The organism is Saccharopolyspora spinosa NRRL 18395, from assembly GCF_000194155.1.
Taxonomy (GTDB): domain Bacteria; phylum Actinomycetota; class Actinomycetes; order Mycobacteriales; family Pseudonocardiaceae; genus Saccharopolyspora; species Saccharopolyspora spinosa.
On sequence record NZ_GL877878.1, the window covers coordinates 2,147,116 to 2,166,536 of the forward strand.

The following is a 19,421-nucleotide window of genomic DNA, read 5'->3' on the forward strand; positions in this document are numbered from 1 at the left end:
CCGCGCTTAGGTAGACCTAAGTCTTAGTCCGCCGCGTTTGCTGGAGGTTCGTCCATGTGGCTCAGTCGTCGTGATCTGCTGCGCACCGCCGGGCTCGCGCTCGGCGTCGCCGGCGCCACCTCGGTGCTCGGCGCGTGCGGGGCGAGCACGCCCGGCGCCGCTCCGGTCGAGGACACCGGCGCTCGCACACCCAGGCAGGGCGGAAAGCTCAGAGCGGTGTTCACCGGTGGCGGAGCGGCGGAGTCGCTCGATCCGTTCACCGGGCAGGCGCCGATCGACATCGTGCGCAACGACGTGATCTTCGACTCGCTGTTCACGCTGGAGAACGGCAAGCCCGTGCCACGCCTGGCGTTGTCCGCCGAACCCGCCGCGGACGCGAAGTCGTTCACGCTCAAGATCCGCGACGGCGTGAAGTGGCACGACGGCTCGCCACTGACCGCACAGGACGTCGCGCACACGTTCCGCTACCTGGGCGCGCCGGAGCGGGCGTTCCCCAGCGAGCTCGCGATGTACGTGAACCTCGCCGGGATCGAGGTCGTGGACGACGCCACCGTGCGCGTGCCGACCGTGCAGGCGCTGGGTGACCCGGCACTGTTGCTGGCGGCGTTCCTGGTCAAGGTGATCAAGAACGGCACGCAGTCGTTCGCCCCGCAGACCGCCCTGGGCACCGGGCCGTACCGGGTCAAGGCGTTCGAGGCCGGCCGTGAGGCGACGCTGACCCGCTTCGACGGCTACTGGGACAAGGCCGGGGTGGTCGACGAACTGGTGCTACTGAGCCTCACCGACCCGCAGGCCAAGACCAACGCGGTGCTCACCGGTCAGGCCGACTACGCCGCCGACATACCGTTCACCACCGCGAAGATCGGCGCGGCGTCGGCGGAATTGGAGGTCCGCACCGCCGGTGAACGCAGCCGCGTCGGCTTCGGTTTCGTGCTCAACACCACCATCGCGCCGTTCAACGATCCGCGCGTGCGGCGTGCGGTGCGGCTCGCCTTGGACCGCAAGGCGTTGGTGGACAGCGTCTTCCTCGGCTACGGCACTGTCGGCAACGACCTGTTCGGCTACGGCGCCACCGACTTCAGCGCACGGGAACCGCTGGCGCGCAACCTCGACGAGGCCCGCAAGCTCGTCAAGGAGGCGAACGCCGGTGGCGTGCCGATCGTGATCCGCTCGGCGGAGTACGAGATCGGCTTCAACGCCTCCACCCAGCTCGCCGCCGAGCAGCTCAAGGAGGCCGGACTGGACGTGCGGCCCGACATCGTCGGTGTGGCGGACTTCTACGACCCGGCGGCGATCACGGCGGCGAACGCGATGACGTTCTCCATCGGCGCCTTGCCGCTGCCCGTGCTGTACGCGCGGCTCGCGTCGAACCCGGCGTTCGCGTTGGCCGATAACGATCTGAAGGCCGCGATGGCCACCGGCCTCGGCTCTTTGGACGCCGCGGCGCGAGCCAAGGCGTGGACGCAGGTGCAGGGCGTCATGACGGACCGCGGCAACACCGTCGTCTGGGGACTCGCGGACACCCTCAGCCTGGCGCGCAAGGCGGTCGCGGGCGTCGAGGTGCGCGGCCTGGCCAAGTACCCGTACCTGGGTCACGCGGGGCTCGCGTGATCAGGCGCGCCGGCCTGCGGCTCGCGACCGGCGCCGGGCTGGTCCTGCTGCTGTCGGTGCTCGTGCACGTCGGCGTGGATCTGCTCCCCGGTGACGCGGCCACGGCTCGGCTCGGCCCGAACGCGACACCCGAGCGGGTCGAGGAACTGCGGCACCGGCTGGGACTCGACCAGCCGGTGCTGGCCCGGTACCTGGACTGGCTGGGCGGCGTGCTGCGGGGCGACCTCGGCCTGTCGGTCACCGGCAAGCCCGTCACCGAGATGCTGTCGGACCGCGTCGGCAACTCGGTGATCCTCACCGCCGTCACGCTCGCCCTGCTCGTGCCGCTGTCGCTCGGTCTGGGCGTCTTCGCGGCCACCTGGCGCGGCAGGCCCGTGTCGGTGGGGGCGCTGTTGCTGGTGTCGGTGCCGGAATTCGCGGTCGCCGGGGCGTTGGCGCTGGCGTTCGCGGTGACGTTGCGCTGGCTGCCCGCCGTGTCGTTGATCCCGCTCGGCGACAGCCCGCTCTCCCACCCGGAGGCGTTGGTACTGCCGGTGCTGGCGCTGCTCGGCGTCGGGCTGTCCTACGCGGTGCGCACGATCCGCTCCGCGGCGGTGACCGCGTTCGGCTCGCCGTACGTGGAGTTCCTGCGGCTCAACGGGATTTCGTCACGGTCGGTGCTGCGAGCGGCCGTGCTCCCGGCGGTGCTGCCGGTGGCTTTGCAGGTGTGGCTCGTGACCGGGGTCGGGCTGGTCGGCGGAGGAGTGCTGGTGGAGAAGGTGTTCGGGTATCCGGGCATCGGGGAACTGCTGGTGGCGTCCGTGCAGACCGGCGACCTACCGGTGGTGCAGGCGCTGGTGCTGGCGCTCGGGAGCGCGATGCTGGTGGCGCTGGCGGTCGCGGATCTCGCGGTGGTGCTGCTGACGCCCCGGTTGCGCACGCAGGCGGTGGCCGCGTGAAGAAGACGTTGCTGGTCCTCGGTGGCATCGTGTTGGCGTTGCTGCTCTTCGGGCCGTTGTTCGCCCCGCACGCCGCGACCACCCCGGTCGGCCTGCCTTACGCGGCACCGTCCGGCGCGACGCCGTTCGGCACCGACCACCTGGGCCGCGACGTGCTGTCGCGGCTGCTGCACGGCGGCATGCCGTTGGTGCTCACCAGTCTCGCGGCGGCGTTGATGGGCGCGGTCGTCGGTGCGACGGCGGGTCTCGTGGCCGCCCTCACGCGGTCGAGGTGGGTGGAGAACACGGTGATGCGTCCGCTCGACGCGATAGCCGCCGTGCCACCGATCCTGGTGCTGCTACTGACGATGACCGCGCTGCCGTCCCGGGCCGGGCTCGTGCTCGCCGTGACTCTCGCGACGGCTCCGCTCACCGCCCGCGTGACGATGGCCGCCGCCGCGCAGGTCGCCGGTCGTGCGCACGTCGAGGCAGCGGTGGCCCGGGGTGAGAGCTGGGCATGGCTGGTGGTCCGCGAGGTAGGGCCGTTGGTGGCGGCGACCGTGCTCGCGGACGCGGGTATGCGGTTCGTGTCGGCCGTTCATCTCGTTGCGGCTGCCGGTTTCCTCGGGCTCGGAGTGTCCGATTCGGACTGGGGGTTGATGATCGTGGACGCGTTGCCGGGTGCCGCCCTGCAACCGTGGGCGCTCGCCGTGCCTGTCATCGGGGTCGCGGCGCTCGCGATCGGGGCGAACCTGCTGTCCGACCGCGTGGTGCGGACGTCGAGAGGGCTCGCCGGATGATCGCGAACGTCGACGCGTTGCGCGTCGAGGCCGGCGGCCGGGCCGTGCTGGACGGCGTGGACCTCACCATCGGCGAGGGCGAGGCGGTGGGTCTCGTCGGCCCGTCCGGATGCGGCAAGACCACTCTCGCGCTGGCTCTGCTCGGCCACCTCCACGACGGCGCCACGCACGTGAGCGGGCAGGCGTTCGTCGACGGCCGGCCGATGCTGCCGAAGCCCCCACCACGCGTACGGGGCCACCTGATCGGCTACCTCGGCCAGGATCCCGGCCTGGGGCTCACGCCCTACCTGCGGGTCGACGCGGCACTGAAGCTGGCGGGCGCCGCCGACGTGTCCGAGGCGCTCGACCGCGTCGGACTGCCTGGTCGGCTGGCACGCCGGTATCCGCACCAGCTGTCGGGCGGGCAGCAGCAACGGGTGGCGCTGGCGTTCGCGCTGGCCCGCTCACCGCGGCTGCTGGTGCTCGACGAACCCACCGCCGCCCTCGACGTGATGGCGCGCGCGGAGGTGCTCGCGGAGCTGCGCCGGTTGCGGGACAACGGGGTCGCGCTGCTGTGGATCAGCCACGACCACGGGGCGCTGGGCCAGCTGGTCGACCGGACCCTGGCGCTGCGGCACGGCCGGATCGCCTCCGCACCAGAGCCGGTGGCCGGCGTGGTGCGCAGACCGTCCACTCAGGACGGAGAGCCGGTGCTGACGGCGACGGCCATCAGCGCCCGCCACGGCAGGACGCAGGTGCTGCGCGACGTCGACCTCACCGTGCACGCAGGAGAGTGCCTCGCCGTGCTCGGGGTCTCCGGGGCGGGCAAGTCGACCCTCGCCCGCTGCCTCGCCGGTCTGCACCGGCCCGCTTCCGGCACCACGGCGCTCGCCGGGACCACTCTCGCCGGCGACGTGCGCGGCCGTAGCAGGGACGAGCGGGCGAGGGTGCAGCTCGTCCCGCAGAACCCCGCGGAGTCGTTGCACCCCAGGCAGACCGTGCGAACCGCATTGCTCCGCCCGCTCAAGGTGCTGCGCAAGCAGCAGCACGGCGTCGACGAGCTGTTGGCCGCGGTCGGACTTCCCGCGAAGCTGGCGGACCGGTTGCCCGGCGAGCTGTCCGGCGGGCAACGGCAACGCGTGGCGCTCGCCCGTGCCCTCGCCGCCAGGCCAAAGGTGCTGGTGTGCGACGAGATCACCTCGGCGCTCGACCCGCGGGCGCGGGCCGAGGTGCTCGCGTTGCTCGACGACCTGCGCCGGGAACGCGGCCTCGCGATCGTGTTCATCACCCACGACGCGGCGGTCGCCGCCGCGATCTCCGACCGGGTGCTCGTCCTCGCCGAAGGCCGTGTTCTCGCGCACGGCGGCACGGACGAGCTGCTCGCCCGGCCTGACGACCTCCCGTCCCTGCTCGCGCTCGGACGGCCGACCGCGGAGGACCCGTGCAAGATCTGAAACAACTCCCCCAGCTCGACGACGCCTACCTGCAGAACACGCACGCGCTCGCGGCACGGCTGCGGGTCGAAGGCCCCGCACGGCAGGTCGTCATGCCCGACGGCGTACGTGTGTGGCTCGTGACGACGCACGCCGAGGCGCGCGCGTTGCTCACCGACCCCCGGCTTAGCAGTGATGCCGTGTACGACCGGCTTGAGTACGCCCGAGCGTTCGCCGAAGGCAAGAAGATCGAGTTCTCCCGGTCGCTCGCCGGGCACATGCTCAACGTCGACCCGCCCGACCACACCCGGTTGCGCAAGCTCGTGAACAAGGCGTTCACCAGCCGCACCATCGCGAAGCTGGCTCCGCGCATCGAGGAGATCACCGCCGAGCTGCTCGACGCGATCCCGGAAGGCGAACCCGTCGACCTGATCACGGCGTTCGCGCTTCCGTTGCCCATCAAGGTGATCTGCGAGCTGATGGGCATCCCCGCTGCCGACCAGCAGCAGTTCGCGACCTGGTCCGGTCAGATGGTGTCGACCGCGGCACCGGAGGAGATCGGCGCCGCGTCCGGGCAGATGGCCGGGTACCTCATGGGGCTGGCGGAGCAGAAGCGCGCACAGCCGGCCGACGACCTGCTCTCGGCGTTGGTGCACGCGAGCGAGGACGGCGACCAGCTGTCGGTCAACGAGCTGATCGCGATGACGTTCGTGTTGCTGATCGGAGGCTACGAGACCACGGTCAACCTGATCTCCAGCGGTGTGTTCAGTCTGCTGCAGGCACCGGACCAGCTGGCGGTGTTGCGGGAGAACGAGAAGCTGCTGCCCAACGCGATCGAGGAATTCCTGCGGTTCGAGACGCCGAACAACATGGCGTCCCCGCGCTACACCAAGGAACCCGTCGTCGTCGGAGACGTCGAGATCCCCGAAGGAGAGCTGGTGTTCGTGTCGCTGCTCGCCGGAAACCGCGACGCCGCGCGCTTCCCCGACCCCGACCGGCTCGACATCACCCGCCCGACCGGCGCGCACCTCGGGTTCGGGCACGGCATCCACTACTGCGTCGGGGCGCCCCTCGGGCGGCTGGAGGGCGAGATCGCGATCGGCAGGCTGCTCGAACGTTTCTCGCACATCGAGCTGGCGACGGACCCGGCGTCGTTGCGGTGGCGCAGTAGCACCCAGATGCACGGCCTGGAGTCGCTGCCGCTGGTCCTGCGCCGCTGACCCTCCGACGAAACGAGAAAGACGATGTGCGGCATCACCGGCTGGGTGGCCTACGACACGGATCTCACCCAGCAGCAAGACGTTCTGGCCGGCATGACCGCCACCCTGGCCGCCCGCGGCCCGGACGCGGGTGACGTGTGGGTGCGCCCGCGGGCCGGTCTCGGGCACCGCAGGCTCGCGGTGATCGACCTGCCCGGCGGCGTCCAGCCGATGACGGCGCTCGACGACACCGTGGCACTCGTCTACAGCGGCGAGGTCTACAACTTCGTGGAGCTGCGCGACGAGCTGGCCGCGCGGGGGCACCGGTTCCGCACCGCGAGCGACACCGAGGTCGTGCTCAACGGCTACCTGGAGTGGGGCGCGGCGGTCGCGGAACGGCTCAACGGCATGTTCGCGTTCGCCGTCTGGGACGAACGATCCGGCTCGTTGACGCTCGTGCGCGACCGCCTCGGCGTGAAACCGCTGTACTACGCGGAAACCCGTGACGGCGTGCTGTTCGGCTCCGAGGCCAAGGCGATCCTGGCGAACCCGCTGGCGTCGCGGAAGGTCGGCCTCGACTGCCTGCACGAGCTGGTGGGGCAGACCAAGGCACCGGGCTGGGCGTTGTGGGATGGCATGCGCGAGGTCGAGCCCGGCACCGTGCTGACCGTCACGTCGCAGGGCATCCGCGAGCACGTCTACTGGCGGCTCGGCACGACCGAGCACCTCGACGACCAGGACACGACGGTCGAGACCGTGCGGTCGCTGCTGTCGGACGCGGTGCGGCGCCAGCTGGTGGCGGACGTGCCGCAGGGTGTGCTGCTCTCCGGCGGGCTCGACTCCAGCGCGCTGACGGGCCTGGCCGCCGAGGTGATGCCGGGGCTGCACACGTTCTCGGTGGACTTCACCGGTCAGGAGGAGAACTTCCGGCCGGACGAGCTGCGCGCCGCCTCCGACGAGGCGTTCGTGCGCGAGGTCGTGACGCACGTCGGCTCCACGCACCGCACCGTCACCGTCGACACCCGTGAGCTCCTCGACCCGGCGCTGCGCCGGACGGTCGTGCGCGCGTGGGACCTCCCGCTCGGGCTCGGCGACATCAACAGCTCGCTGCACCTGCTGTTCCGGGCGATCCGCGCCGAGTCGACGGTGGCGTTGTCGGGCGAGTCGGCCGACGAGGTGTTCGGCGGCTACCCGTGGTTCCACCACGAGGCGGCGCGCACCGCTCGGACGTTCCCGTGGCTGGCGTTCGCGCACTCGATCAACACCGACCGGATGGCGGTGCTGCGCGAGGATCTCCGCGACCGGATCGACATCGAGGCGTACGTCGCCGACCAGTACGCGACGGCCGTGGCACGGGTGGAGTTCCTCGACGGCGAGTCCGAGCTCGAACGCCAGATGCGGGTGATCTGCCACCTGCACCTCACCCGGCTGGTACGGGCGTTGCTCGACCGCAAGGACAGGATGTCCATGTCGACCGGCCTCGAGGTGCGGGTGCCGTTCTGCGACCACCGGCTCGTCGAGTACGTCTACAACACGCCGTGGGCGCTGAAGTCGTTCGACGGCAGGGAGAAGTCGCTGCTGCGTGCGGCCGTCCGGCACGTGCTGCCGGTTTCGGTGGCCGATCGGCTGAAGAGCCCGTACCCGAGCGTGCAGGACACGAAGTACGCCACCGCGTTGCAGTCGCAGGCGGCCGAGGTGCTGGCGGCGGACTCGGCGGCGTTCGCCCTGGTGGACCGCGGCTGGGTACGCGCGGCGGTGGCGCTGACGCCGGAGGAGATCACCGGGCCGCGGCGCCAAGGGCTGGAGCGGGTGCTCGACGCGCACCACTGGGTCCAGGAGTACCGGCCGGAGTTCACGTTCTGACGCGACGGGGCGGCCCTCTCTCGGGCCGACGGGGCGGCCCACTCGGGCCGCCCCTCTTCACTTGCACGACGTTCGTGGGGGGTGGGCCGACGTCTCGGCCCACCCCGCTTCTCAGATCACGCCCGCGAGGTAAGCCGCGATCCCAGCCGGTGTCGGGTGGTTCCACAGCAATGTGGCGGGCAATGCCATCCCTGTCTCCCGCTCCAGGCGCACCCGTAGTTCCGACGCGAGCAGTGAGTCCACTCCCGCTTCGGTCAACGCCCGGGTCGGGCTCACCGCGTCCGCCGGCACGCCGAGCACCGAGCCGATCGCCGTCGCGACCAGGTCTTCCAGGCAGGCGCGCAGTTCCGCACCGGAAAGTCCCTCCCACGCACTCGCCGAGCCTTCCTCTGCCACCGTCGAGAGGCCCGACAGCACCGAGGGACGAGGCCCGGTGTGGTCGCGCCGCACGCGCAGCACCGCCGTGACACCGTTCGGTGCGGCGAGCACACAGTCCAAGGCGCGCAACGCCTCGTCCGCCGTGATGTCACCGGTGCCACGAGCCTCCAACTCGACGTCTGTCGCGGCGGCCGAGGTGGACATGCCGAGTCCGCGCCAGCTCGTCCACGCGACGCTCGCCGTGCCGGGCCCCCGATGCGTGGCAAGCGCGTCCAGATAGGCGTTGGCCGCGGCGTAGGCGGTCTGGCCGGGAAGTCCGAGCAGCGGGCCCGCCGACGAGAACAGGACGAGGAAGTCCAGCGACTCCACCGGGAACAGCTCGTGCAGCACGCGGGCTCCGTCGGCCTTCGGCCGCATGACGTCGGCCAGGTCGTCGGCCGTGACGTCCGCCATCAGTCCACTTCGGACCGTTCCGGCGGCGTGCACCACGCCCGCGATCGGCGGCACCGCGAGGGCGGCGAGCGCGGCTCGGGTGCCTTCGAGGTCGGCGATGTCCGCGGCGATCGGGAACACGGCGACGCCGGCCTGTTCGAGTTCGAGCACCACACGTCCGCGCGGGTCGTCGTCCCAGGACGACCGGGCGGGCAGCGCGGTGCGGCCCTGCAGGACGACGCGGCGGGCGCCGAGCTGTGCCAGGTGGAGAGCGACTTTCCGGCCGAGGGCGCCGAAGCCGCCGGTCACCAGGTAGGTGGCGTCGGGGCGGCACCTTGCCGGCCCGCTCGGCACCGCGGGCACAAGTCGCGGCACCCGCACCTGACCCGCCTCGACGGCCAGAACCGGTTCACGGCGGACGGTGAGCGCCCGGCCGAGGGTCTCGGCGTCGAGGGTGGTGGGTTCGGCGGGCAGCTCGAGCACGCCGCCCCAGAAGTCCGGGTGCTCGCTCGCTCCGACGCGGCTCACGCCGTGCAGCGGTGCGAAATCGAGCGAGCCGGACCTCGTGGCACACCACAGCTTCGGCTTCTCGCCCGGCATCGCGACGAGTGCGCGTGCCGTGTCGAGCAGTTCCTCCACCACGGCGATCGGTTCCGTGCGGACGGGGGCTAGCACGAGGTGCCCGGTGGCGTCGTGCGGGCTCTCGACCAGCGGCAGGCCGAGCGCGGCGGCGAGCTTGGCGTCCCCCAGCACCACCGCGGTCGCCTTGGCGTCCGGTTCGGCCGGCAGCGGTTCCCAGCGCACCTCGTAGCTCAGCGCGGGCAACGAGTCGCCGCGCTCGCCGTCGAGCTCGCCGTACCGCAGCCCGTGCATCCACGCGGTGCCCACCCGGACGTCCACCGTGTGCGGACGGTCCGGGTCGACCCTGACGACGATCTCGGCGGTCGCCGGAGCGTCCCCGCGCAGGCCGAACGCCCCGATCTCCGCGGGCATGCGCAGCACCGGCGGTCCGTCGAACGCCACCGAGGCGAGGGACAGCGCCGCGTCCAACAGCGCGGTCCACCCGTCGGCGACCACCGTGGCGCGCAACGCACCGGGCCCGCACGACAGGGCGGTGAAACTCCAGTCGTAGCCCATCGCGGCGACGCCGAGTTCGGCGAGCCGCGTGACGACGTGGTCGAGCGGCAGCTCCTCGTCGGCCACGACCCCGAACGGCTCGGCGGAGGTCTCCGCGACGACAGCCGTCGTGTGCGCCACCCAGTCGCCGCCGTTGCGCGACACGATCCGCAACGCCTCGCCGTCCCGGACGACCTGCAGCTCCCTGGGCTCGTCCGCGGGCACCGCCACCGGCATCCGCAGCCGCACGTCGCGCAGCCCGGCGCACTCGCCCGCCGTCCGGAAGGTGTTCAGCAGCACCGCCGCGGGCACGATCTCCGTCTCCAGCACCGGATGCAGGCCGGGGTACGGGCGGGTGCGCATGGCCAGCGTCGTGCTCCACACCCGCGTGGCCGACCCGTGCACGTCCACCGGCGTGCCCAGCAGCGTGTCCGGCGGGAACTGCGCGGCGGGACCGCTGACCCAGTGCGGAATGTGCCGCCACACGACTCCGGGCAACGGATGGAAGCCGCCGTCGGGCTGCAGCACCGACCAAGCCGGGTCCACGCCGTACCCGTACAACGCGGCCAGCCCCGCCAGCAGGCACTCGCTCTCGGACCGGTTGCGGCGCAGGCTCGCGACCGCGGCTCCGTGCACGTCGCGGGAGTGCAGCACCTCGTTCACCGAGTGGCTGACGACGGGATGCGCGGACACTTCGAGGAACAACCGATGGCCGTCTTCGACCGCTGCCTCGACCGCGCCCGCGAACCGCACGGGCTCACGCAGGTTGGCCGCCCAGTAGCGGGCGTCCTGCGGCGGTGCCGAACGCGGATCGTCCACGGCCGTCACGTACAGCGGCACGCGCGCGGGCCGCGGCTCGAGTTCCGCGACAGCCGGTGCGAGTTCTTCTGCCAATGGCGCCATCTGCGGCGAGTGGAAGGCGACGTCGGAGTCGACCTGGCGCACGACCTGGCCGAGGGCGGCGAGTTCCGCACTCACCTCGGCAACCGCTTCCGGTGCGCCGGCGAGCACCGTGGACGCGGGCGCGGCGGCGATCGCGGCGACCACGTCCGTGCGTCCGCCCAAGTGAGCAACAGCGTCTGCGAAGGACAGGTCGACCATCGCCATCGCGCCGTGACCCGCCACCGCCGGCAGCAGCCGCGAACGGCGGCAGACCAGCCGCGCGCCCTGGTCCTCGGTCAGCACACCGGCCACCACCGCCGCGGCGATCTCGCCCACCGAGTGACCGATGATCGCGGCAGGATCGATCCCCCGGTGCCGCCACACCGCAGCCAGACCGACCTGGATCACGAACAGCATCGCCTGGATCCGGTCCACCCCACCGAGGTCACCCGACTCCAGCACATCGCGCGGAACAACACCGAACTCCTCGGTGAACGTCGTCGCGAGCCGGTCGACGACCTCGGCGAACACCGGCTCGCTCGCCAGCAGTTCACGCCCCATGCCCGACCATTGGGCGCCGTGGCCCGAGAAGACCCACACAACGCCTTGCGAGGCGAGGACCTCCGCTGGTTCGACCGAACGCAGACCCGCGGTGAGCGACTCCCGATCGGCCGCCACCACGGCAGCGCGCACTGGCAGGTGCGACCGTCGGTGGGCCAGCGTGTGGCCGATGTCGGACAGCGGAACGTCCGCAGGCACCTTCGCGAGCTCGGCGGCCTGGTTCCGCACTGCCTCGGCGGAACCACCGGACACCGGGTACAACCGCAATCCGGAACTCGCGGCTACCGGGCGTTGGACGACCTCCGGTGCGCGCTCGAGCACGACGTGCGCGATCGTTCCGCCATAGCCGTAGCTGGCGACGCCGGCGTAGCGGGACGTGAGCGGACGCGCCTCGGTGACGACCTCCAGCCCGGACCCCGCCCAGTCGAAGTCGGTGCGCGGCGGGGAGTCCAGCACCGTCGGCGGCACGACGCCCGCGTCCAGGGCCAGCGCGGTCTTGATCACGCCCGCGATGCCCGCCGCCGCCTCGGTGTGCCCGATCGCGGGCTTCACCGCGCCGACGAGACACCCACCCTCGCCCAGAACCGCCGCGATGGCACCGAGTTCGATCGGATCGCCGACCCTGGTGCCGGTGCCGTGCGCCTCCACGTACCCGACCTCGCGTGGGTCGACGCCGGCGTCTGTGTAAGCGGACCGCATCAGATGTTCCTGCGCCACACCGGAAGGCGCCATGATCCCGTCGGTCCGGCCGTCCTGCCGCACCGCCCCGCCCCGCACGACGGCCCACACGTGATCGCCGTCGGCGAGCGCGTCGGCCAACCGCTTCACCACCACGACACCGCACCCCTCGCCGCGGCCGTATCCGTTGGCGTCCGCGGTGAACGTCTTGGAGGTGCCGTCCGGTGAGATCGCCCCAGCCTCGTCCAGCACCGCGGTCAGCCCTGGGCCCGACATGATCATCACGCCGCCGGCCAGCGCCAGCGGCACCTCGCCCGACGCCACCGCCGCGCAGGCCTGGTGCAGCGCAACGAGCGACGAGGAACACGCGGTGTCGACGGCGAGGGACGGGCCGCGCAGGTCCAGCGTGTAGGAAATCCGGTTGGCCACGGCGCACAGCGAGGCGCCGATGCCGGTCCAGGGCCGCACCCCCGGCAGGTCCTCCAGCAACCGGCGCCCGTAGTCGTCGGTGCCGACGCCCAGGTAAACCCCGGCGTCCGTACCCGCGAGCGAGGCCGGGTCGATACCCGCGTGTTCCAGCGCTTCCCAGGCGACCTCCAGCGCGATGCGCTGCTGGGGGTCCAGTTGAGACGCTTCGACGCCGGAGATGCCGAAGAACGCGTTGTCGAAACCGGCCACGTCGTCGAGGAACGACCCGCGCGCGGTCACCCGTGACAGGGCGGCGGCGTTCTCCCGGGACAGCCCCGCGGCCGCGTCCCAGCGGCCCGGCGGCACCAGCCCTGCGGTACGAGAACCCTTGAGCAGCAAGGAGAAGAAGGACTCAGGGGAGGTCACCCCGCCCGCGAACCGGCAACCCATTCCGACGATGGCGACGTGCTGACCTGTAGCAACCACCGCTCCAGCAGAACAGTCCGCCGACACGGGATGCGTGAGTAGCGGCTACTCAACTTCAGTGAGAGCGCGCACATACTCAGACGCCTGCAGTTGAGTAGTCACTACTCATGCGATGCCACTCGATCGTGTGATCACCTGATCGTGTGCGCACCGACGATCTCTTTCTCGCCGGCATCGGCAGCCATCTCCCGCCGAGGGTGGACTCCGAGTTCCCCGGCCAGCGCTCGGTCACCGTCAGCCCGGACGAACCCGCGCCGGACATGGCCGTCAAAGCCGCGCTCAGAGCGCTCGCCGCGTGCGGGCACGAGCCGGATGACTTCGCCGTGCTGCTGCACAGCGCGACACATCCGCAAGGACCGGAAGGCTGGTCCGCGCCCCACTACGTCCTGCTCAACACGCTCAAGCAGCCGATCCCGGCGATCGAGCTGCGGCAAGGCTGCCTCGGCATGCTCGCGAGCGTGGAAGCCGCCTTCTACCGGCTGAAGGCGAATCCCGCGCACCACGCGGCGTTGGTCACGACCGCGGACAACTTCTCGACGAGCCTCGCAGACCGTTGGACCGCCTCAGACCTCTTCGTGCTCGCGGACGGCGCGGCGGCGGTCGTGATATCCACGACGCACGGTTTCGCGAGGGTCAAGGCGATCGGGTCGCTCTCGGATCCTGCGATGGAGGTCCTGCACCGCGCCGGCGAGCCGTTGTTCCCGCCCGGCGCGACCGTCGGGCGCGGCCTGAACTTCCGCGAACGGGCCGACCACGTGCGCGAGCAGTGGGCGGCGGGGGAGGCACCGCCGATCCTCGGGTTCGGCGAGCAGGTGGCCGAGATCGCCGACCGCACGCTGGCCGAGGCGGGCGTGAGCATCGACGACATCAAGCGCGTCTGCCACCCCGGCTACACCGAGGACGCGATCGACGCGATCTTCCTCGACCCGCTCGACGTCGCAACCGAGCAGGGCACGCAGGAGTTCACCGGCACGGTCGGTCACACCGGAGCCGCAGACCTTTTCCTGGCGCTGGAACACCTGTGTCGCGGCGGTGAGGTCGGGGTGGGCGACCACGTGATGCTGATCGGGTCGACCACCGGGATGGAGGCCGGGTGCGCGGTCGTGGAGATCACGGGGGAAGGGGTCTGATGCTCGACGGATGCATGCCGTGGCCGGACGAGGTGGCGCGGCGTTACCGCGCCACCGGGATCTGGCGTGGCGAGTCGCTGGGGTCGGCACTGCGGGACGCGGCGGCGCGGTTCGGCCCACGGACCGCGTTGGTGCACAACGACAAGCGTTACAGCTACGCCGAGCTGGACGAGTGGGCCGGCAGGCTCGCCGCCGGGTTCGCCGAGGCGGGTGTCAAGTCCCGTGAACGCGTCGTGGTGCAGCTGCCGAATGTGCCGGAGTTCGTCGCCATCTGCTTCGGGTTGTTCCGGCTGGGCGCCGTTCCGGTCTTCGCGCTCGCCGCCCACCGCGACACCGAGCTGCGTCACCTGTGCGAGCTGACCGAGGCGGTCGCCTACGTCGGGCCGGGCGTGCACCGCGACTTCGACCACCGGGCGCTGGGCGAACGACTGCGCGCCGATCTCCCGCACCTGCGCTCGTTGTTCGTCGTGGACTCGTTGCCCGACGCCCAACCGAGCGAGTTCGCTGAACCGGATCCGTCTGACGTGGCGTTCTTCCTGCTTTCCGGTGGCACGACCGCGTTGCCCAAGCTCATCCCCCGCACCCACGACGATTACCTGTACCAGGCGCGCACGGCGGCGTCGGTGTGCGAACTGACCGGCGACGACGTGTACCTGGCCGCGCTGCCGATCGAGTTCAACTTCGCCTGGGGCTGTCCCGGCGTCCTCGGCACGCTGCTCACCGGCGGTGCCGTCGTGATCGCCGACGACCCGTCACCGGAGACGTGCTTCCCCTTGCTGGCAAGGGAATCCGTGACGGTGACGTCGCTGGTGCCGTCGCTCACCCAGCTCTGGGTGGAGGAGGCCGGGTGGACCGAGGAGGACCTGGGGTCGTTGCGGCTGCTGCAAGTTGGTGGCGCGCGGATGAAACCGGAGTTCGTGCGGTCGATCGGTCCGTCGCTGGGATGCGTGCTGCAGCAGGTGTTCGGCATGGCCGAGGGGTTGCTGACGTTCACTCGCGCGGGCGCCTCCGACGAGCACGTCCTGGGCACGCAGGGACTTCCGATCTCCCGCGAGGACGAGGTGTTGATCGTCGACGAGGGCGGGACACCGCTCCCACCGGGCGGGATCGGCGAACTGGTCACACGCGGCCCGTACACGGTCCGCGGCTACTACCGGGCGGACGAGCACAACGCGAAGGTGTTCACCGAGGGCGGTTTCTACCGCACGGGTGACCTCGCCCGGCTCACCGAGCATGGCGAGCTCGTCATCGAGGGCCGGATCAAGGACATGATCATCCGGGGCGGCGACAAGATCTCCGCGGGCGAGGTCGAGTCCTACCTCGTCGAGCACCCGGCGGTCGCGGCCGCCGCGGTGATCGGCTACGCGGACGAGTTCCTCGGCGAACGCACCTGCGCGTACGTCGTCGCTCGCGGTGAACCGCCGACGCTCGCGGAACTGCGCGAGTCGATGCACGCCAGGGGTGTCGCGGAATACAAGCTGCCGGACCGGCTGGAGCTGATCGACGCGCTGCCGCTCACCCCGCTCGGCAAGCCGGACAAGAAAGCGTTGAGGTCCAAGGAATGAGCATCACCGAGACAGAGCTGCGCACGACCGTCGCCGGCGCGCTGGGCACCGCGCCGGACGAGATCGACGGCGACGCGAACCTCGTCCTGCTCGGGCTGAGCTCGCTCGAGGTGATGCGGATGGCGAGCCGCTGGCGCCGGGAGAAGAGGCAGATCTCGTTCGCCGCGCTCGTGCGCTCACCGACGCTGAACCAGTGGCTCGTCCACCTCAACGCCCGATGACCGTTCTGCTCCTCCAGGACGGCTGCGTCTACACCGCGGACGCCGGCCATCGCGTGTTGTCGCGCGGGTGTGTGCTGGTCGTCGACGACCGGATCGCGGCGGTGGGCACGGCCGAGGAGGTCGGCGCCGCCGTCGCCGCGCTTCCACCACACCGGGCGGCCGAACTGGCCGTGCTGGACGCGAGCCGCATGATGGTGCTGCCGGGGTTCGTGAACGCGCACTGGCACGAGACATTCGCGTTGCGGCTGACCGGACAGAACGCGTTGCGCCCCACGTCCGATCGAGCGGACGTCGGCGGAATGCTCAGCAACGGCGGCAACACGTACGACGTCTCGGCGTCGTTCGACGGATCAGCCGACCTGGCCGACCTGCTCACCGCTGGCGAGGCGGCGGCGGTGGCGCGGTACTCGATGTGGACGCAGTTGCGTTGTGGCACGACGACTCTCGGTGACACCGGGTCGATCAACCATCCGGCGGCGCTCGCCCAGGCCGCGGCCGGGCTGGGCATCCGGTGCGCCGTCAGCCTGTGGGCGGGCGACGCCGTGTGCGAGCCAGGCTCCGACGAACCGGTGCGTACGAGAGACGCGGACGACCTGCTCGCACGCACCGAGGAGGTCGTGCGGCTGGCTGACGGCGAGCACGTGCGCGCCCGTCCCGGCACCATCTACGTCACCAACATGACCGACGAGCTCGGGAAGGGGCTCGCCGACCTCACCGCGCGCCACGATCTGCCGTTCGTCACGCATGTCGCGGCGTTGCGCTCGGAAGCCGATGTGATGCGCAGGCATTTCGGGACCACCGGCCTGCGCCGGCTGCACGACCTCGGCCTGGTCAACGACAGATTCACCGCCGTGCACTGCGGTTTCCTCGACGACGAGGAACGCGGGCTGCTGCTCGACGCGAACGCCTCGCTCACCGTGTCTCCGGCGAAGTACGGCTGCAGCGGTGAGACGCTGATGACCGAGTCCGGCACGATCACCGCGTTGCGCCGCGCCGGGCTGCCGGTGTCGTTATCGACCGACGGCTCCCCCTTGCCGCACGCGGGCGTGGTGGAGGCGATGCGCGCGATCTGGCACGGTGTCGCCGAACGCACCGGGGACCCCGCCGAAGTGCTGCCGACCGACGCCCTCGCTATGGCCACCCGCGTCCCCGCGGCGAGCTTGCGGTGGCCAGGAATCGGGTCGATCGAACCGGGCAACCTCGCCGACCTCGTGCTGGTGCGCACCGACGATTGGCGCTACCTGCTGCAGCCGCGTCCGCTGGAGAGCCTGCTGATGGTGGGCAGTTCGCAGGACGTCGACACGGTGATCGCCGGGGGCCGGGTCGTGATCCGGGACGGCCGCGCGACCGAGGTGGACGAGGACGCATTGCGCGCCGACTACCTGGACGCGCTGGGGTCCTTCAGCTCGCGGTGCCTCGGGGTTGACGCGGCACCGCTGCTGCGGGCGGCGCGGCGCCGGCCAGCGCCGCGCCGAGATCGGCCCGCCGGGTGATGCCGAGCTTGTGGTAGGCCCGCTGCAGGTGGTTCTCCACCGTGCGGACCGACAGCACCAGCAGCTCGGCGATCTCCTTGCTGGTCAGGTCGTTCGCGGCGTGCGTGGCGACTTCGCGTTCCCTGGTCGTGAGCGCGTACGGTTCCGCAGCGCACGTCAGTGGCCGTGACTCGCGAACAGGTCTGAGCGTGCGCACGGGAGGCGGTGGCTCGGCCTGACCCGCGACGGCGAGCTTGGCGTGCAGCCTGCGCGCGGTGAGCTCGGGGACGGCCGCCGCCACGACCTCGTCGAACAACGGGAAGGCGAACCGCACATGCAGCCCGCTGGTCACGGTGAGCACTCCCCTGCGGTTCAGCGCCTCGGCAGCCTCCTCGAAGCCGGGCAGCGTGTCCAGGCACAGCGTCCCGGCGAGGGCGACGAGGTCGATCAGTTCGGCCTCCGCCCCGGTCAGCCTGCCCAGCCGCACCCGCACGACATCGGCGATCCTCCCGTCCGCACAGAACAGACCGTGGAACCGCCACGTTCCGCCCTCGCGTCGCAAGCTGCCCTCAGCTACGGCGTGCTCGGTGAGCTCGCGCAGCAGCATCGCGTTGCCAGCGGTGAGCATGCCCAGGTCGCGCACGGCCTCGGTGTCGACCTCGCCTCCCAGCCTGGCCCGTAGCACCTCAGCGATCTGCTCGTGCCCGAACGGCCGGACCTCCACCCGTTCGGCCAGGCCGTCGAGCCACAGCCTGCTGATCCCCTCCGGCACCCACACACCCTCGTGCACGGCCGCCACCACGGACACCCTTCCCGCGGTCGCCAGGTGGTGCAGCCGCGCGGCGCACTCGGACGTGAGTGTCTCGGCGTCGTCGATGCCGACCACCACGTGCTCGTCCGGCAACCCGTCGAGGTCGAACGGCGCGAGCCACACCTGTGAACCGTCGACGTGTCCCAGAGCGACGGAAAGCAGCCTGCTCCGTCCCGCCCCACGTTCACCGGTGAGCACGACACCGCAGCCGGCCGCCACCGCCGCGCCGATCCTGCCGAGCTCGTCGGCACGGCCGGCGATAGGCCACCGGTCGTGTGATGACAGAGCCCTCACAGGGCCGCGCGACGCACCGCACATTCGGACTACCTGGGTCACAGTTAGGTGAGCCTAATTAACCCATTGCTGTCAAACAAGGTGACAAACGCGCCAAAAGTGCTGCCTATGCGTCCAACTGGGCGTTCGCGGATCGTTGCGTCTTAGTAGAACGTCGTTCAACGCGACCGGCGCCGAGCAGACCGGCGTTTCACCACAGCGAGCCGAGCCTGCGCGCCGTCCAGCGCCCGGCCCACGCAGAACCGGTAGAACTGCGCGTCGGACGCACGCAGGTGGTCGATGTTCAGGGCCCGCGACCGCAGCCAGTCCCCCATCGCCGACATGCCCTCGTTGCCGGGGTCGCTCGCCATCTCCGCGACCTCGCGTGCCAGCGCCACCCGCTCGTCCGGGTCCGCGTTCCGCTCGTCCTCGACCGCGATGAGACCGAGCGCGGTGTTCGCCAGGTAGTTGTAGATCATGGCCGCCTCGTCGGCGAACCCCGCCTCCCGCAGCACCCTCAATCCCGCGTCGATCACCCGTTGGGCGCCCGCAACCGGCCCGAGCACCACCAGGTGCCGCGCGATCCCAGGATGGCGCAACGCCACCCTCCGCACGTCGGCGAGCAGCACCTCGAACCACTGGCGCCAGGGCAGGTCGAACTCCGGCAACGGAACCTGCGCGACCACCCGCTGCGCCACCGACCGCACGAGCTGACGCCGACCGCCGACGTGGTGGTACACGACCGCCTGCGCCACCCCGAGCTCCTGCGCCAGCCCCCGGATCGTCCAGCCGTCGATCCCGTGACGCACCGTGAGCCGCACAGCAGCATCCACCACCTGGTCCGAGGTCATCGGCGGCAGCCCGACCGCACCGCGGGATTTCGGAGGATGAGACATCACCGAGGCAGCATATTTCGCCCCGGTACCCCCAACCCAACCCCGCCCGAAGACGATAATGATTATCAAAGTGCCGGTCGAGGTCAAGGCCGGACACCGGGTGTCCGTCGACGCGCCCCACACGGCCACGACAGTTGTCGTGCGCGAGTCAACTGCCGCCTCCGGCCTGAGATGCGCGCGCTGTACGAGCAGCACGTATTTGTCCTCGACGTGCGGAGAGGCCCGCCACCGTTGACGTTGTGCGCAACCGCCGTTGTTCGGGCGGTGGTTTCCGATGAACCCGAAACGAGCTAGACGAAGGTCTGTCCGC

Annotated in this window: 13 protein-coding genes; 10 read left to right on the plus strand and 3 right to left on the minus strand. The window is 71.2% G+C overall.

What is annotated here, in order from left to right:
- The first annotated feature begins 54 nt into the window (after positions 1-54).
- Genes SSPN_RS0110780 through asnB form a run of 6 tightly spaced genes read left to right on the plus strand, consistent with a single transcriptional unit; the run spans position 55 to position 7,802 of the window.
- A complete protein-coding gene (locus SSPN_RS0110780) occupies positions 55-1,611 on the plus strand; it encodes an ABC transporter substrate-binding protein (RefSeq protein ID WP_010694390.1) in 1,557 nt (518 codons plus the stop codon).
- A complete protein-coding gene (locus tag SSPN_RS0110785; RefSeq protein ID WP_010694391.1) occupies positions 1,608-2,549 on the plus strand; it encodes an ABC transporter permease in 942 nt (313 codons plus the stop codon). Before SSPN_RS0110780 ends, SSPN_RS0110785 begins: the two co-directional genes overlap by 4 nt.
- Positions 2,546-3,328, plus strand: coding sequence for an ABC transporter permease (locus SSPN_RS0110790; RefSeq protein WP_010694392.1), 783 nt, complete (start codon positions 2,546-2,548; stop codon positions 3,326-3,328). Before SSPN_RS0110785 ends, SSPN_RS0110790 begins: the two co-directional genes overlap by 4 nt.
- The gene (locus SSPN_RS0110795) at positions 3,325-4,761 is read left to right on the plus strand and encodes an ABC transporter ATP-binding protein (RefSeq protein WP_010694393.1); all 1,437 of its coding nucleotides are present in this window, start codon (positions 3,325-3,327) and stop codon (positions 4,759-4,761) included. The genes SSPN_RS0110790 and SSPN_RS0110795 overlap by 4 nt, the downstream gene beginning before the upstream one ends.
- Complete coding sequence (locus tag SSPN_RS0110800) at positions 4,749-5,960, plus strand: cytochrome P450 family protein (protein ID WP_010694394.1); 1,212 nt, start codon at positions 4,749-4,751, stop codon at positions 5,958-5,960. Before SSPN_RS0110795 ends, SSPN_RS0110800 begins: the two co-directional genes overlap by 13 nt.
- A gap of 24 nt (positions 5,961-5,984) precedes the next feature.
- Positions 5,985-7,802: an asparagine synthase (glutamine-hydrolyzing) gene (gene asnB / locus SSPN_RS0110805; RefSeq protein WP_010694395.1), complete on the plus strand. Its 1,818-nt coding sequence runs from the start codon at positions 5,985-5,987 to the stop codon at positions 7,800-7,802.
- Between the two features lie 111 nt (positions 7,803-7,913).
- Here the strand turns inward: asnB and SSPN_RS0110810 are convergent, their stop codons facing one another.
- Positions 7,914-12,743, minus strand: coding sequence for a type I polyketide synthase (locus tag SSPN_RS0110810; protein ID WP_029535202.1), 4,830 nt, complete (start codon positions 12,741-12,743; stop codon positions 7,914-7,916).
- Positions 12,744-12,886: 143 nt separating this feature from the next.
- Here SSPN_RS0110810 and SSPN_RS0110815 point away from each other — a divergent pair, with 143 nt between their 5' ends.
- The 4 genes from SSPN_RS0110815 to SSPN_RS0110830 are packed head-to-tail and all read left to right on the plus strand — an operon-like array spanning position 12,887 to position 17,152.
- Positions 12,887-13,873 carry a ketoacyl-ACP synthase III family protein gene (locus SSPN_RS0110815; protein WP_010694397.1) on the plus strand — a complete coding sequence of 329 codons (987 nt, stop codon included), beginning with the start codon at positions 12,887-12,889 and terminating at the stop codon, positions 13,871-13,873.
- Entirely contained in the window at positions 13,873-15,438 is a 1,566-nt protein-coding gene (locus tag SSPN_RS0110820; protein ID WP_010694398.1) for a (2,3-dihydroxybenzoyl)adenylate synthase, read from the plus strand. Before SSPN_RS0110815 ends, SSPN_RS0110820 begins: the two co-directional genes overlap by 1 nt.
- Positions 15,435-15,659, plus strand: coding sequence for a phosphopantetheine-binding protein (locus tag SSPN_RS0110825; protein WP_010694399.1), 225 nt, complete (start codon positions 15,435-15,437; stop codon positions 15,657-15,659). The genes SSPN_RS0110820 and SSPN_RS0110825 overlap by 4 nt, the downstream gene beginning before the upstream one ends.
- Positions 15,656-17,152, plus strand: a complete 1,497-nt coding sequence (locus tag SSPN_RS0110830) for an amidohydrolase family protein (RefSeq protein ID WP_010694400.1) — start codon at positions 15,656-15,658, stop codon at positions 17,150-17,152. The genes SSPN_RS0110825 and SSPN_RS0110830 overlap by 4 nt, the downstream gene beginning before the upstream one ends.
- Here the strand turns inward: SSPN_RS0110830 and SSPN_RS0110835 are convergent.
- Together SSPN_RS0110835 and SSPN_RS0110840 are read right to left on the minus strand one after the other, a co-directional pair.
- Positions 17,061-18,161, minus strand: coding sequence for a helix-turn-helix transcriptional regulator (locus SSPN_RS0110835; protein ID WP_010694401.1), 1,101 nt, complete (start codon positions 18,159-18,161; stop codon positions 17,061-17,063). The two genes, SSPN_RS0110830 and SSPN_RS0110835, sit on opposite strands and share 92 nt — an antisense overlap.
- Positions 18,162-18,394: 233 nt before the next feature.
- Positions 18,395-19,066: a TetR family transcriptional regulator gene (locus tag SSPN_RS0110840; protein WP_010694404.1), complete on the minus strand. Its 672-nt coding sequence runs from the start codon at positions 19,064-19,066 to the stop codon at positions 18,395-18,397.
- Positions 19,067-19,421: the final 355 nt, after the last annotated feature.

Excerpts from the sequence above, each read along its gene's own strand:
- SSPN_RS0110780 (WP_010694390.1), top strand. The coding sequence starts at position 55 with ATGTGGCTCAGTCGTCGTGATCTGCTGCGCACCGCCGGGCTCGCGCTC.
- asnB (WP_010694395.1), top strand. The coding sequence starts at position 5,985 with ATGTGCGGCATCACCGGCTGGGTGGCCTACGACACGGATCTCACCCAG.
- SSPN_RS0110840 (WP_010694404.1), bottom strand. The coding sequence starts at position 19,066 with ATGACCTCGGACCAGGTGGTGGATGCTGCTGTGCGGCTCACGGTGCGT.
- SSPN_RS0110830 (WP_010694400.1), top strand. The coding sequence starts at position 15,656 with ATGACCGTTCTGCTCCTCCAGGACGGCTGCGTCTACACCGCGGACGCC.
- SSPN_RS0110795 (WP_010694393.1), top strand. The coding sequence starts at position 3,325 with ATGATCGCGAACGTCGACGCGTTGCGCGTCGAGGCCGGCGGCCGGGCC.
- SSPN_RS0110820 (WP_010694398.1), top strand. The coding sequence starts at position 13,873 with ATGCTCGACGGATGCATGCCGTGGCCGGACGAGGTGGCGCGGCGTTAC.
- SSPN_RS0110825 (WP_010694399.1), top strand. The coding sequence starts at position 15,435 with ATGAGCATCACCGAGACAGAGCTGCGCACGACCGTCGCCGGCGCGCTG.